Source organism: Candidatus Uabimicrobium helgolandensis (assembly GCF_041508025.1).
Classification (GTDB): domain Bacteria; phylum Planctomycetota; class Uabimicrobiia; order Uabimicrobiales; family Uabimicrobiaceae; genus Uabimicrobium; species Uabimicrobium helgolandensis.
In genome coordinates this window covers 1,311,524-1,326,507 of record NZ_CP165719.1, presented here as the reverse complement: position 1 = coordinate 1,326,507, position 14,984 = coordinate 1,311,524, and the positions used below count along the sequence as shown (strand labels likewise).

Below are 14,984 nucleotides of genomic sequence, written 5' to 3'. Positions count from 1 at the left end.
AACCTTTCTAAAAGTGATTCATTACAATATCTTCTAATTTTTCGCGCAAAGACTCTTGTTTTACAAACTGTAACACTTCTGCAACAAATGCCTGTCTTAGCAGAATATGTGCCTCTTTTTCGCCAATACCCCTTGCTCGTAAGTAAAACATTGCACCACTGTCTAACTCGCCCACAGTAGCACCATGACTACATTTTACATCGTCCGCAAAGATCTCTAGTTGTGGCTTGGTATCAACTCCAGCATTTTCGCTTAGTAATATATTTTGATTTGATTGAAAAGCGTTGGTTTTTTGCGCATCTTGGCGAACTAAAACTTTACCATTGAAAACAGCGCGCGCTCTATCATCTAAAATACCTTTGTACAATTCGTTACTATTGCAATGTGGTTTTGCATGGTCGATAAAGGTGTGATTATCTATTAATTGTTTGTCTTTTCCCAAGTACAGACCATATAAATTTGACTCGATATGCGAATCTTGCAAGTCAACATTTATATTGTTTCTTATAATTCCACCACCAAGATCTAGATTCACAGATGTATAAGTGCTATTTTTTTGTTGATGAATATTCAGAGCAGTTACTTGGTAAGCTTCTCTGCTCTCCATCTGCAAACGCGTATGGTAGACATGAGCATTTTGCGCAACAAAAACATTGGTAGTTATATTGTTGAAGTAAGTTCCATCTTGGATATGGTGATAATTTTCTACAATACTAACTTGGCTATTTTCACCAACGTCAATAATGTTTTTACCATTATGAATAAACGGTTCTTTACTATCAGAAATATTTAAGATAAAGATAGGGTTTTCCACTACTTTGTTTTGCGATACGTGGATAAAAACACCATCTTGGAGTAGCGCAGTATTCAATACTGAAAATATCTCTTTGTTATTTGTTGTCTCTTTTACAAACTTAGTTACTTTTTCGCGATGGTCCTCAAGAGCTGTATTTAAGTTACAAATAACAATGCCTTCTTGCTTTTCAATCTTAGAAAGTTCTTCGCAAAATAAACCATTCACAAAAACCAAGACATTTGTTGGTGTTTGTTCTAACAAATACTCGTTTATTTTTTCTTGAGTAACATTACTTTTTGGCGACGAAGAATAATTTTTTTCCACAATAGGATTTATGTTTGTGTACTTCCATTCTTCGTTGCGTTTTGTTGGAAATTCCAATTGCGAAAATGTTTCTATTGCTTCTTTGCGAACAGGCTGTAATGGAGAGTCACTTTGTTCTATCCCTTCGAAAAGAGAGATAAAATGTTGCTTTGTATTCATAATATTCCTCTCTTATGAAGAAGCGGCTGCGGCCTCTTCTTTTAGCCATGCGTAACCTTGTTTTTCTAGTTCTAAAGCTAGACCCTTATCACCCGATTTCACAATAACACCTTTGTGTAAAACATGCACAAAGTCAGGCACAATATGATCTAATAATCGCTGGTAGTGAGTAACAACGATAAAAGCGTTATCTTTATTACGTAACTGATTGATTCCAGCTGAAACAATACGCAGTGCATCGATATCTAAACCAGAGTCTGTTTCGTCGAGAACAGCTAGTTTAAATCCAAGAACAGCCATTTGTAGAATCTCATTACGCTTTTTCTCACCGCCGGAAAAACCTTCATTAACAGCACGACGCAAAAAATCATCATCCACTTCAACTAGTTTCGCTTTTTCACGAACAAGTTTCAGTATTTCGCGCGCGCCCATCTTCTTTTCATCGTGGTACTCGCGATTGGCATTAAGCGCTGTTTTTAGAAAATTAATCATCGTTACCCCAGGAATTTCAACAGGGTACTGAAAAGCCATAAAAACACCTTCGCGAGCGCGATCTTCAATAGACATTTCAAGTAAATCTTGTCCGTTGTATGTAATTTCACCTGAAGTGACTTCGTAGTCTTCTTTTCCTGAAAGTACATTTGCTAATGTACTTTTTCCTGAGCCGTTTGGTCCCATAATAGCGTGCACTTCGCCTTTAGCAATTTCGAGATTTAAGCCTCGTAGTATTTCAGTGCCATCAACAGATACGTGTAAATTTTTAATCTTTAGCATATTTCTATCCTACACTACCTTCTAAACTGATTTTTAAAAGTTGTTGCGCTTCTAAAGCAAATTCGACAGGAAGTTCTTCTAATACTTCTTTGCAATAGCCATTGACAATAAGAGCTATAGCATCTTCCATTTCAATTCCTCTTTGTGCACAATAAAACAATTGATCTTCGCCTACTTTTGACGTAGTTGCTTCGTGTTCGATTTTTGCACTTTTATTGCTAATTTCTAAGTACGGGAAAGTGTGAGCACCGCAACGATCACCTATGAGGAGAGAATCGCATTGCGAAAAGTTACGAGCTTTGTCAGCCGATTTAGCTACTTTCACCAGTCCACGATAAGAATTATGACTTTTTCCCGCTGAAATTCCTTTGGAAATGATTGTACTTTTTGTGTTTTTTCCAAGGTGGATCATTTTTGTTCCAGTATCCGCTTGCTGATGATTGTTTGTAACAGCAACAGAGTAAAATTCTCCTACAGAATTATCTCCTTTTAAGATAACACTTGGATACTTCCAAGTAATAGCAGACCCTGTCTCTACTTGCGTCCAAGAAATCTTTGCATTTTTTTGACATATACCTCTTTTAGTTACAAAGTTATATATTCCACCTACGCCATTTTCATCTCCAGGATACCAATTTTGCACTGTAGAATACTTAACTTCAGCATCATTGTCAGCAATAATTTCAACAACAGCAGCGTGTAATTGAGTGTCGGCAAAACGCGGCGCTGTACATCCCTCGAGGTAACTAACATAACTGCCTTCTTCGGCAATGATTAAAGTACGTTCGAATTGCCCAGTATTTGGTGTATTGATGCGGAAATATGTTGAAAGATCCATTGGACATCTTACGCCTTTGGGAATATAACAAAAAGAGCCGTCACTAAACACCGCAGAATTTAAAGCAGCAAAATAGTTGTCGGTGTAAGGAACTACGCTACCAATATGTTTTTTGATTAGTTCAGGATGCTCTTGAAGAGCTTCAGAAAAAGAGCAAAAAATAATACCTTTTTCTGCGAGTTGCGCTTTAAATGTTGTGGTCACTGACACACTGTCAATTACAGCATCTACTGCTACCCCAGCAAGCCTTTTTTGCTCTAGCAAGGGAATACCTAGCTTGTCAAATGTTTCCTTTATCTTTGGATCAAGTTCGTCTAAGCTCTCAAGGGGTTTGTGTTTTTTAGGAGCAGCATAGTAGTACGATTCTTGGTAATTAATAGGCGGATATTTTACATTTGGCCATGTCGGCTCTGTCATTGTTTGCCAGTGACGAAAAGCTTTTAATCTCCAATCTAACATCCACTGAGGCTCTTGCTTTTTTTCGGAAATAAGTCTTACAATATCTTCCGATAGACCTTTGGGAGCAAGTTCCGTTTCTATATCGCTGTGGAAACCGTGTTTATACTCCTTTGTAGCAAGTTCTTCTATTTGCTGTTTAGACATGTTAAATCTCTTTTGCAATCATAAAGTATTATTTATTAAGTTTAGGATCAGCCTCTGTATTTTTGAAGTGCAGCGATTTTAATTGTAAATGGTACGAGGCAAACCCTAATAAACTGGACTAAAATAGTCACGTTTACTGTAAAAAAATTTTTATATATTCAAGGCATGCTAACACACCCTATTTATTTGATATAAGTTATTACTGAATTTTACATTTAAAATCAAGAAAATATTTATTTTAAAATTAAATATCGATGTGTTATATTGTACCTAATTGAGACTAAAATAGTCAAGTTTATTCAACTAAGAACCTATTATAAAGTTAATACTTAGGTATGGTAGCATTTAGGTTTTTACATAACATGAGTTATTTTAGGAAGTAGTAAGACTTAAGAAACGAAAATCCACGTACTTCAAAACCATCAAATATAAGAGTAATTCTTTATGTTAAAGTTAAACAAGAAAACAGAATATGCAATTATGGCACTTTTGTATATGGCAAAAGAAAACAATAAAGTGTTTTCTGTAAGAGAAATTTCTGAAAAATTCTCTATACCAAAAGAACTTTTACGTAAAGTTCTATATGCACTTGCGCAAGATTCTCTTGTCGAGTCTATCCAGGGAGTAAAAGGTGGTTTTCGATTAATAAAATCCTTAAACAATATAAGTGTTATTGAAATAATAAATGCCACTCACAAGCCGGTAAAAATAGTTGATTGTGTAGATGACTGCGAATGTCCACAAAATATCGACTGCAATATCAAAAATAGCATGTTGTCCCTGCAAAATGAACTTAGCAATTTCTTTAGTTCTATTACTCTTAAAGACTTACAGAATAAAAATCATTCTGTAAAGAAAGCCTAAAACACCGTGCCTTAAAATTTTTTATTTGCAAATGTTTCAAATTTTAATTAAAATAAAAAAAATTAATTTCTATTGTAATTTAATTGGTCTTGAAAGTTTGTTTTAAACCTTAATAGAATGCTTACATTCCTCCTATCAAATTAGATCACTTAAATTCAATTTTGCTCTTTCATTTCCTTGGCATCTTGCAAACAACGCAAACGTTCCTCTCAAACATTTCTAGTGCTTATTATTCACTACGATTTACAAACTTAAATGAGCTCCAAAACTATAGCTCAATTTCTCAAACTTGCAGTGTTTGCATCTAGTACTCTGGAGTATTACAATGTACAAAACTAACGTACTAAACCAATATATTGAAAGATTCAACTATACCCAATACTTTAACAAAAGAGGTTCTCTTGAAATTGAAAAACACAAAATTCGACAGTTATAAACTAAATGAAAATATTCTAAAAGACATCGCAGCAATGGGATTTCAAAATCCTACTTCGATTCAGGCACAGTGCATTCCAGTAGCGCTTACTGGCAAAGATATTATCGGTTTAGCCCAAACAGGTACAGGTAAAACCGCCGCTTTTGCACTACCTATTATCCAAAAAGTTGCCCAAAAAATGGATATGGCTGCCTTAATTCTTGCGCCAACACGTGAATTAGCAGAACAAATATCTCAGATGCTGTGCAAACTTGGAAAATCTAGCGGAGCGCGCGTTGCCCTTTTAGTTGGTGGTATACCCATAAAAGAAGATGTAAAAGCATTAGGATCATGGCCAAATATACTAGTCGCGACACCAGGGCGACTCATCGATCATATTTATTCGCGTAGCGTCGACCTTTCAAAAATAGAAATTCTTACTATTGATGAAGCAGACCATATGCACGAAATGGGTTTTTTACCTCAAATTCAGCAAATTCTAGAAGTTGTACCCCGCGAACGCCAAACAATGATGTTTACCGCTACAATGCCTAAAAAAATAGAACAAATGATACGACGTAACATGCGTTCTCCTCAGCGTATAGAAATAGGTAGAACTATGACCGCTACGCGTGCAGAACAAAAGTTATTTCGCGTTAGCGAACAAGACAAATTATTGCTACTTATGGATATTTTAAGCAAAAAATCGCAACGTGTACTTATATTTGCACGTACTAAGCGTAAGGTAGATCAACTTGCTCGTCGCATCTCAGCACTGAATAACAATGTTGCACGTTTACACGGTGACTATGAGCAAGCACAACGTAAAATCGCCATGGAAGGTTTTCGTAGTGGCAAATTCAATATTTTAGTAGCAACGGACATCGCCGCACGAGGTATCGATGTTGCAAACATTGAGCATGTCATTAACTACGATTTTCCTAGTAGTGCTGAAGATTACATACATCGTATTGGACGTACTGCTCGCGCTGCTTCAAGCGGTTTAGCCACGAGTTTTGTTACTCACGGAGACTTATCTTGCTTGAAGCATTTAGAAAAATTGGTTTCTTCAAAGTTTAAATTAATCAAAGTTGGTGATGAAACACCACAAGCACGATCTAGCGAACATTCAAGAAAATACAATAAGCGCGGTCCTAAGAGAAAATCAAGATACTAAGGGTATCTAACGTATAAAACATAAATATCGGTATTAATCACAATACTTAAATAACTGTTTATTTCTTATCATACTTAATAAAAGTAAACACATTCGATTTTCAACGCGATACTCAGTTACTCGTTTTGTAAAAATGCCCAGCAACCTTCAACAACACGGTTTTTATAAATACTAAGATCCTCATGAATACGACCATAAATCTTAAAATAAGTTATACGCACAACAGCACCATAAACGAAAGCTGCGGCGAAAACACTGTCCTTAGAAAAAATTTCTTTCTTTGCGACACCATTATTTATTACTTCAATAATGAGATCTACGGGAGTTTGATAGTTTTTTGTCATTTTTTTGGCAAAATTGTGTTCAGATAATAACAAATAAGAATATAGCACTTTGTCATTTTCAAAAAAATTGTAGAATTTATCGACCATAGCATACAATTTTTGTTTTGTATGCTTTTCTTTTAAAATAGCTTTTTTTAGTTCAGACATAAACAAAGATAAATTCTCAAAAAAAATGCTTTGTGCTAGCTCTTCTTTACTACGAAAATAACGATATAAAGTTCCTCCAGCTGCATTTGCGTGATTTGCAATATCCTGAATAGTTGTTCCATCTACGCCCTTTTCTACAAACACTTCCAGTGCTGAGCGCACAATTGTATCTCTTTTTTCTATGGGTCTTGCCATTTTTTTCCTCTCAAACTAAAGTATCAATCATAAAACCAAAATATCAATTTTTATTATTTTATCAAACAAACAAATAAATATTAACGTATTAATAAATAAACATTCATTCATTAATTGACGGATTTTGCATTCCATTCTAACTAAAAGCACTATAAATGAAACGAAAAATCAGCCGCTAATTTACTGGAGAACTCATGAGTATTTATAAATTAAAATCACAATTTCAAAGCTTTTTGCGACCTATTACACAAGGAGTGGCAAAAATAGGAATTACAGCAAACCAGATTACCATTTTTGCTATGCTTTTGTCTTGTCTGGTCGGAGTTATTCTCTACACAAATACTTTCATTGGGCTTGTTCTACTTCCTATTTTTTTATTTATACGCATGGCATTAAATGCTATCGATGGAATGCTTGCTAGAGAACACAATATGCAAAGTAAACTTGGTGCTATTTTAAATGAAATAGGAGATGTTATATCTGATACAGCCTTATACTTACCTTTTGCCTGGATCACAGGCTTTTCAACTGTTTTGATAGTAATTATCGTTTTACTTTCTGTAATATCTGAAATGATGGGAGTTATTGCTGTTCAAATAGGAGCTAGTCGCAGGTACGATGGTCCAATGGGAAAAAGTGATCGCGCTTTCATGTTTGGCTTATTATCGTTACTTTTAGTTGTAGGTGCTTTACCTGAAAATTGGATTTTTACAATTTTAGTCGTAGTTACAATGCTTTTGATATTGACCATTATTAACCGTGCTCAAAATGCTCTAAAGGAGTGTAAACAATGAATCTTTCTCAAATTCCACAAAATATATTATTAATGATGGGCGGTATTTTTGGCCTACTGCTTCTATCAACATTAATCACAATACTACTGCAGAAATTCCATCCACAAAAAAATTACGATGAGTTAAAAATGCGTATTCATTCATGGTGGGTAATGGCAAGTGTATTTGCTCTAGCCATGACACTCAATAAAAACATATCTTTGTGGTTTATGGCTTTTGTAAGCTTTCTGGCTTTCAAAGAGTATTTATCTATCATTCCAACAAGGAGCGTCGATCGCCGTGTCATATTTTGGGCGTATACAGCAATTCCCGTGCAAACTTATTGGATTATGATGAACTGGTATGACATGTTTATTATATTTATACCTGTTTATATGTTTTTATGGTTGGCAGCCAAAATGGTTCTTATCGGCGAAACAAATGGTTTTCTAAAAGCAGTTGGAACTTTGCAGTGGGGACTAATGATAACTGTTTTTACTATTGGGCACATGGCCTATATGCTTGTTTTTCCCCTTGAATTTAATCCTGTTGCTGGTGGAGGAGGACTAGTTCTTTATCTGGTAATATTAACACAATTAAACGACATAGCACAATTTATATGGGGTAAAAGTTTTGGACGTAGTAAAATAATTCCGAGTGTGAGTCCTAATAAAACTTGGGCAGGGTTTCTTGGAGGAGTAGCAACAACAATAACGCTTGCATGGCTTTTAGCACCATACTTAACCTTTTTCAACACTAAAAACTCTATTGTTGCAGGTGCCATTATTGCATTTTCAGGTTTTCTTGGAGACTTAACTATGTCAGCTGTTAAGCGCGATCTAGGGATAAAAGACACTAGCCAACTTGTCCCCGGTCATGGAGGAATACTTGATCGCTTGGATAGCTTAACTTATACAGCTCCCCTATTTTTCCATTTTACTTCTTATTTAATCCCCAATTTTTAGGAGTAGAAAATGTTAAAGTATTTGTTTTTCTATTTTTTCATAAAGCCTATTATTTTAATTGGTCTCGGATTAAATATTCGCAACTACCAGCACTTCCCTAAACAAGGTCCTGCTATCATTGTGGCTAATCACAACAGTCATTTAGACACACTTGTGCTTATGACTCTTGCGCCAGGCAAATTACTTGGAAAAATGCGTCCAGTTGCTGCTATGGATTATTTTTGTCGTAATCGATTTTTTAGTTGGTTGAGCCAAAATTTTTTGGGGATTGTCCCTATTAAAAGAAAAAGAACAAAAGAAGGAGAAGACTTGCTGCAACCTTGTTACGAGGCTTTAGAAAAGAAACAAATTTTGATTTTATATCCAGAGGGAACAAGAGGCAAACCCGAAGAAATGGCTGAATTTAAATCTGGCATTGCGCGCTTAGTCGAAAATTATTCACATGTTCCCGTACATCCAGTATACATGCATGGTCTTGGAAAAACGTTACCAAAAGGATCATGTTTACCCGTCCCATTTTTTTGCGATGTATTTGTAGGTGAAAAAATTATGTGGAATGGTGAAAAACAAATATTCCTTAACTCCATACGAAAATCAATAGACAATTTAAAGAAGCAAGGGAATTTCCCAATTTGGAAATAGGGGATTTTATTAGGTGTCGATTAGAACTTAGCGAGTAAAAATATAGACTACAATCCTGATCCTGAAAAATTCTATTCTTTTAAAGCAAATAGTTATAAAAGTAGTGATAAATCAGAGAATGGTCTTTATTTTAGGATAAGATCGGGCGATTTTTAAATGTCGACAAAGCCTACTTTAAATCAAATGTTCCTATATAGCGCTATGCACCACAAAATGTTATAATTTTGAGTGTTCATCCTCTACTAGCTAAACGATTTTCTTGAAAAAAGGAATATTTAATGCGAAAAATCTTCCATCCATGGTTACTGGCAATATTTCCAACTTTATTCTTATTCCAGCACAATATTGATCAAACAAATGTAAGCGAAACGGTTTTACCTCTTCTTATAACAGTTTTATTTGTTTCTGTGCTTTGGAGAGTTTTATTGTTAGTGCTAAAAGACCTAGAAAAATCAGGTGTGTTAGTTTCTCTATTTTTGGTATTGTTTTTTAGTTTTGGCCATATTTTTAATTTAGTTAAAAATCTATGGGGACTTCCTAACATATATCAATTATTGCTATACTTGCAAATCTGTTTATTTTTGGTCGCTTTATATCTGTCTTGGAAAACAGAACGCAAATTTAAAAATGTCACATCGTTTTTAAATATTTCTTCGGCTATACTTGTCATCATATCATTGTTTAATTGTTTGTGGTTTGTTTATGCAACAAAAACGTTCGAATCCCAACATGTAGCTCAAAACGGACAAAGCAATATATCACAAAAGCCAGATATATATTATATTATCATGGATGGTTATGCCCGTAATGATACCTTAAAAAGCATTTATAATTACGATAATAAGCTATTTTTATCTTTCTTACGCGATAAGGGTTTTTTTGTCGCTGATAAATCGCGTTCTAATTATCCTCAAACATACCTTTCGCTAGCATCTTCACTAAATCTTGCCTATCTTGATTTTTTACAACGACAACTGGGCGAAGATTATCGTAGTCGAACACCTTTGAAAAAACTTATTCGCAACAATAGCACTACGCGTTTTTTAAAAAAACAAGGTTATCAATTTTGGGCATTTTCAACTGGATATTCAGGTACTGAGTTAACAAATGCTGACTATTACCTTGCTCCCAATAAATATTCAATTAGCGAATTTCAACAAGTATGGATGAATACAACACCACTGGTAAAAATAAGTTATGCCCCTATTCTTAATTTAATTGTCGAAGACAATCATACCGCACATCGCAAACGAATTTTGTATACTTTAGATAAAATGGGTAATTTGCGAAATCCGGTACCAAAGTTTGTGTTTGCTCATTTGGTGTGCCCTCATCCACCGTTTGTTTTTGATCGACAAGGAAACCTTCCTCAACATACTTTTTCTTTAAAAGATCATGAAAAGAAAGAGGGAAAAAATGTTCAGTGGTACATAGAAGGTTATCGTAATCAAGTAGATTTTTTAAATCAGAAATTACAAAACACAATTAATAAAATCCTAAAAAAATCTCACAATTCCATTATTATAATTCAAGCTGATCATGGTCCGTCACTCCAAACCAATTGGAAAAATCACAAAGCAACAAACCTTAATGAAAAGTTCAATATTCTCAATGCATACTACTTTCCAAATCAAAAATATCAAAACTTATACCCAGAAATTAGCCCTGTAAATTCATTTCGCATTATACTTAACGACTACTTTTCATTAAAATTAGACTTACTACCTGACGAAAGCTATTTCGCCAGCTGGGCTTATCCATACAATTTTATAAAAATTACTGAAGAAGATTTTGGGAGAAAATGATTTTTAAAAGATTTTAAAAGGTAGGGAACTATCAATGCAGTGAAAATGGTAAAAAAATCATCAAAGAGGAACTCTCTGTCGAAAATGCAATAGGCTTTTATTGTTAAAATATATGCTGTGAGACTTAGCAGCCTTTTGTTTTTTTTATCATGTTCAATTTTTTTTGCAATCATTTTCCTTTTATATCTAACTCTGTCAATCATCCATAGTTTAATTAACTGGACAATGTTAAATTAATTAAACTATAGACAATTTAAGCGTTTTCTTTAATTGTCTATGAGTTTGAAAAAATCTACTTTACGTTTTTTCGAGGTGTTATCTTCAGAATGACTCCATTATTTCCTACAGCAAAAATTAAGTTACTATTTCCATGGATACTGTTGATTGTAGAGCCACTGTTTAATAATTTCCAAGAATTGTCATAGTGACTTTGTAAAGAGATTTCTTTTTGGTTATTAGAACCAGAAAGAAACAGATGGTCTCCTAATTTAAAAAACGCCTCGTAGTTATGTAGATCTTTTGGTGTTGGAATTCGTTTTTTTGTGTTATAGGAAGACAGTGTGTTATTGGTCAAAATATAGGTAGCAAGACCATCTGAATAAATACTTTGTGTATTGGTCTGTAAATTTTCTATACTTTTCCAAGAAAATTCTTTGTATCTAAGAATAGTCCCTTTTTTACCTACAGCTAAGAAACTCTCTGCTGTAGTACATACACTAATAAGATCTGCCTGTGAGTTACTTTGTAATTTCTCCCAGCCATCTTCAGGATCAGATGGAGCAAAGCTTAAAGCAGTCCCTTGATCTCCCACAGCGATAATGTAACTTATACTGCAGGAAACACTATGGAGATTTTGCTGTGTCCCACTGTTCATAACCTTCCATTTTTCTTCATTGGTATCTTCTTGGTATTCGTCTCCTATCATCTCCTTTAATTCTGGAGTCATAGGTAAGTTTTTGTAGTAATATAGAATAGTACCTTGATTTCCTACTACAGCAACATTATATCCTGTAGTGCCTTCGCCTTCGATTAAATCGACGCATACTCCATTTAAATCTTGAGCAGTGACTCTGTCAAAAACACGCCAAACAGAGTCCTTGTATTGCAAAATGGTTCCTTTTTTTCCTACTGCAAAAGCAGTCTTTCCTGCAACAAATACTGAAGTCAAATCATGTTTTTTGATATCAGGGTTATTCTCTATAGTTATAGTCCATTTATCATCAGCAACCACTAATGTACTAACAAAGAGTAAGGTTAAAACCAAAATTTTCATTTACTTCTCCTTTTTGATTTTCGTATAAAAACAAAGATGCACGCCCTGGTATGAGAGTAATCATAAAGATGTAGGAACACCCATAAAGGATATCCCTACAATCTTTTGCGTTTTTGTTACAAAGATTCCATAAAAAATCAGTTCTAAAAATATTTACTTAAAAGCTTTTTCAACAAGTTCTTGTTGTTCTATTTTGTGTTGTTTATTAGATCCTGTTGCTGGAGCAGAAAGTTCATGACGTGAGACTAGCTTGATTTGTGAAGAATAAGGCCATTTACGCAATATATAAGACCATGCGCCCATATTTTCAGGCTCTTCTTGTACCCAAATAAATTCTTTGGCATTTTTGTATTGATCAAAAATCGCTTGTAATGTTTCTTGTGGAAAAGGATACAGTTGTTCAAGACGTAGAACAACAACATCTTCTTTCTTATTTTCATTTCTGTGTTTCAAAAGGTCATAAGCAACTTTTCCGTTACAGAGTAGAACTCTTTTTACTTTTTGTGGTTTTTCTATCTGATCATCAATGACCATTTGAAATTTTCCTGTAACAAGATCCTCTATTGGACTTTGACTTGTTACACCACGTAATAAACTTTTTGGAGTAAAAATAACAAGCGGCATACGGAATGGAAAAAGAACATGACGGCGAAGTACATGGAAAAAATTCGCTGCTGTTGTGCAATTCACAATTTGCATATTATTATAGGCACATAACTCTAAAAAACGTTCCATACGTGCCGACGAATGTTCTGGTCCTTGACCTTCATAACCATGAGGCAAATATAAAACAAGTCCATTATTACGCTTCCACTTTGTTTCTGAACAACATAAAAATTGGTCGATAATTATTTGCGCTCCATTTACAAAGTCGCCAAACTGTCCTTCCCATATTGTTAAGGTTTTTGGATTAGCGCTTGCATATCCAAACTCAAACCCCATCACTCCATACTCAGATAAAGGCGAATTATATACATAAAAAGTCGCTTGATCAAGCGCTACATTATTTAAGGGAATGTATTGTTCTTCTGTATCTTCGCGTAATATAACACTGTGACGATGAGCAAAAGTACCACGTTTACTATCTTGACCACTTAAGCGTACAGGAAAACCTTGGGTCAAAAGCGAGGCATATGCAAGATATTCGGCTACAGCCCAATCGCATTTACCCTCTTTAAGGAGTAACTTCTTTTGGGTATCATAGATTCTTCTAATCTTAGGTATTACTTGAAAATCTTCAGGAATAGTTAAGATGTTTGTACCCATTTTACGCAAATCTTTGAGAGAAATACCTGTTTGCGGTGAATCATGAAAATCATTACTATTTGGACGACGATAGCCAGCCCAATCTCCTTTAAAAGAAGTATAAGTAGACTTTGCACCTTCTTCGCGTCTGACAATATCGAGTTTCTCTTGTAGCATTTGACGATAATCTTTTTCGACGTTTTTAATCTCTTCTGATGAAAAAGTTTTTTCTTCTAGTAGCTTTTTTGCATAAATTTTACAAGGGTCTGGATGTTTCGCAATTGTCTTATAAAGTTTAGGTTGTGTAAATCGCGGTTCATCAGATTCATTATGTCCATATCTACGATAACCAAGCAAATCAATATATACATCTGTACGAAAGGTTTGACGATACTCCATTGCCAACTGAATAGCAAAAACAACGGCCTCCACATCATCAGCATTTACGTGAAACACAGGGGAAAGAGTTACTTTTGCAATATCAGTACAATATGTGCTAGAACGTCCTTCCATATAATTAGTAGTAAAACCAACTTGATTATTGAGTACTACATGAATAGTTCCACCACAATGATATCCTGGAAGTGTGGACATTTGGCTTACTTCGTAGACAATACCTTGACCAGCGATAGCGGCGTCACCATGAATAAGAATTGGCACCACTTTGCCTGCATCACCTCCATAACGCCTATCTATTTTAGCTCGTACGACACCCTGGGTAACAGGGCCAACAGCTTCTAAGTGCGAAGGGTTTGGAATTAAATTTAAGTGAACATTTTTGTCACAACGAGTTTTCACATCACTTGAATACCCCATGTGATACTTTACATCACCTGCAAAAACCGCATCTTGTGCTGCACTACCTTCAAATTCAGCCAACATCTCGTAGTAGCTTTTTTGCATTATATTTGCTAAAACATTTAAGCGACCGCGATGTGCCATACCAATAACAAACTCATCGATATTTAATTCTGCGCCTTTTTCAATAATTGTATCAAGACCTGGAATTACAGACTCTACACCCGAAAGAGAAAACCTTTTTTGGCCGATATACTTGGTGTGCAGAAAGTTTTCAAATGCAACAGCATTAGTAAGTTTCGTAAGTATATGTTTCTTATCTGCAAGAGAAAATTTGGGAGTATTTTTTGAACTTTCCATTTTTTCTTGTAGCCATTTAATTCGTTCCGGTCTTCTTACAAACATATACTCTGCACCAATGGAACTACAATATGTTTGATTGAGATGAGCAATAATATTCTCCAAAGTCGCAGGACCTATACCTATTTCACTTCCTGCTTCAAATTTATTGCTTAAATCTTCTTTCGTTAGCCCAAAACTTTCAATACCTAGAGAAGGTAAATATTTACGTCTTTCACGCACAGGGTTTGTTTCGGTGAAAAAATGCCCGCGTTTTCGATAGTCATTTATTAGATTCAAAACTTTTATTTCTTTGTGAATTTGCGAGCTTTGCCCAAGGCTTACTTCGCGATTGCCAAGATCATAACCTTGAAAAAAAGCTTGCCAATCGCTATCAACCGCGTTAGGGTCTTGTAAATATTGCTTGTATAATGACTCTATATATTCAGGATGAGCTTGCATAACAAATGAAGAATTTTTCATTATTCCTTCCTTTTCAAAGATGTTA

Annotated in this window: 12 protein-coding genes; 6 read left to right on the top strand and 6 right to left on the bottom strand. The window is 34.8% G+C overall.

The window, feature by feature from the left end:
• Positions 1–7: 7 nt before the first annotated feature.
• The 3 genes from sufD to sufB are packed head-to-tail and all read right to left on the bottom strand — an operon-like array spanning position 8 to position 3,494.
• Positions 8–1,279, bottom strand: coding sequence for a Fe-S cluster assembly protein SufD (sufD, locus tag UABHE_RS04810; protein ID WP_372369102.1), 1,272 nt, complete (start codon positions 1,277–1,279; stop codon positions 8–10).
• Between the two features lie 12 nt (positions 1,280–1,291).
• Positions 1,292–2,053: a Fe-S cluster assembly ATPase SufC gene (gene sufC / locus UABHE_RS04805; RefSeq protein ID WP_372369101.1), complete on the bottom strand. Its 762-nt coding sequence runs from the start codon at positions 2,051–2,053 to the stop codon at positions 1,292–1,294.
• A 4-nt stretch (positions 2,054–2,057) separates the two neighbouring features.
• Entirely contained in the window at positions 2,058–3,494 is a 1,437-nt protein-coding gene (sufB, locus tag UABHE_RS04800; protein WP_372369100.1) for a Fe-S cluster assembly protein SufB, read from the bottom strand.
• Between the two features lie 444 nt (positions 3,495–3,938).
• On the opposite strand from sufB, the gene UABHE_RS04795 reads away from it, so the two are divergent.
• Positions 3,939–4,358 (top strand): Rrf2 family transcriptional regulator, encoded by a 420-nt coding sequence (locus UABHE_RS04795; RefSeq protein WP_372369099.1) that lies wholly within the window; start codon positions 3,939–3,941, stop codon positions 4,356–4,358.
• A gap of 401 nt (positions 4,359–4,759) precedes the next feature.
• Positions 4,760–5,950: a DEAD/DEAH box helicase gene (locus UABHE_RS04790; RefSeq protein WP_372369098.1), complete on the top strand. Its 1,191-nt coding sequence runs from the start codon at positions 4,760–4,762 to the stop codon at positions 5,948–5,950.
• Between the two features lie 116 nt (positions 5,951–6,066).
• Here the strand turns inward: UABHE_RS04790 and UABHE_RS04785 are convergent, their stop codons facing one another.
• Positions 6,067–6,636 (bottom strand): TetR/AcrR family transcriptional regulator, encoded by a 570-nt coding sequence (locus UABHE_RS04785; RefSeq protein ID WP_372369097.1) that lies wholly within the window; start codon positions 6,634–6,636, stop codon positions 6,067–6,069.
• A 194-nt stretch (positions 6,637–6,830) separates the two neighbouring features.
• On the opposite strand from UABHE_RS04785, the gene UABHE_RS04780 reads away from it, so the two are divergent.
• The 4 genes from UABHE_RS04780 (at position 6,831) to UABHE_RS04765 (ending at position 10,821) form a co-directional block, all read left to right on the top strand.
• Positions 6,831–7,430 carry a CDP-alcohol phosphatidyltransferase family protein gene (locus UABHE_RS04780; protein ID WP_372369096.1) on the top strand — a complete coding sequence of 200 codons (600 nt, stop codon included), beginning with the start codon at positions 6,831–6,833 and terminating at the stop codon, positions 7,428–7,430.
• Entirely contained in the window at positions 7,427–8,374 is a 948-nt protein-coding gene (locus tag UABHE_RS04775) for a phosphatidate cytidylyltransferase (protein WP_372369095.1), read from the top strand. The genes UABHE_RS04780 and UABHE_RS04775 overlap by 4 nt, the downstream gene beginning before the upstream one ends.
• 9 nt (positions 8,375–8,383) lie before the next feature.
• Positions 8,384–9,016, top strand: coding sequence for a lysophospholipid acyltransferase family protein (locus UABHE_RS04770; RefSeq protein ID WP_372369094.1), 633 nt, complete (start codon positions 8,384–8,386; stop codon positions 9,014–9,016).
• Positions 9,017–9,294: 278 nt separating this feature from the next.
• Entirely contained in the window at positions 9,295–10,821 is a 1,527-nt protein-coding gene (locus tag UABHE_RS04765; protein WP_372369093.1) for a sulfatase-like hydrolase/transferase, read from the top strand.
• 292 nt (positions 10,822–11,113) lie between these two features.
• Here UABHE_RS04765 and UABHE_RS04760 read toward each other — a convergent pair whose 3' ends face one another.
• Positions 11,114–12,094, bottom strand: a complete 981-nt coding sequence (locus UABHE_RS04760) for a hypothetical protein (RefSeq protein ID WP_372369092.1) — start codon at positions 12,092–12,094, stop codon at positions 11,114–11,116.
• Positions 12,095–12,247: 153 nt separating this feature from the next.
• Positions 12,248–14,959 (bottom strand): 2-oxoglutarate dehydrogenase E1 component, encoded by a 2,712-nt coding sequence (locus UABHE_RS04755; RefSeq protein WP_372369091.1) that lies wholly within the window; start codon positions 14,957–14,959, stop codon positions 12,248–12,250.
• Positions 14,960–14,984 lie beyond the last annotated feature (25 nt).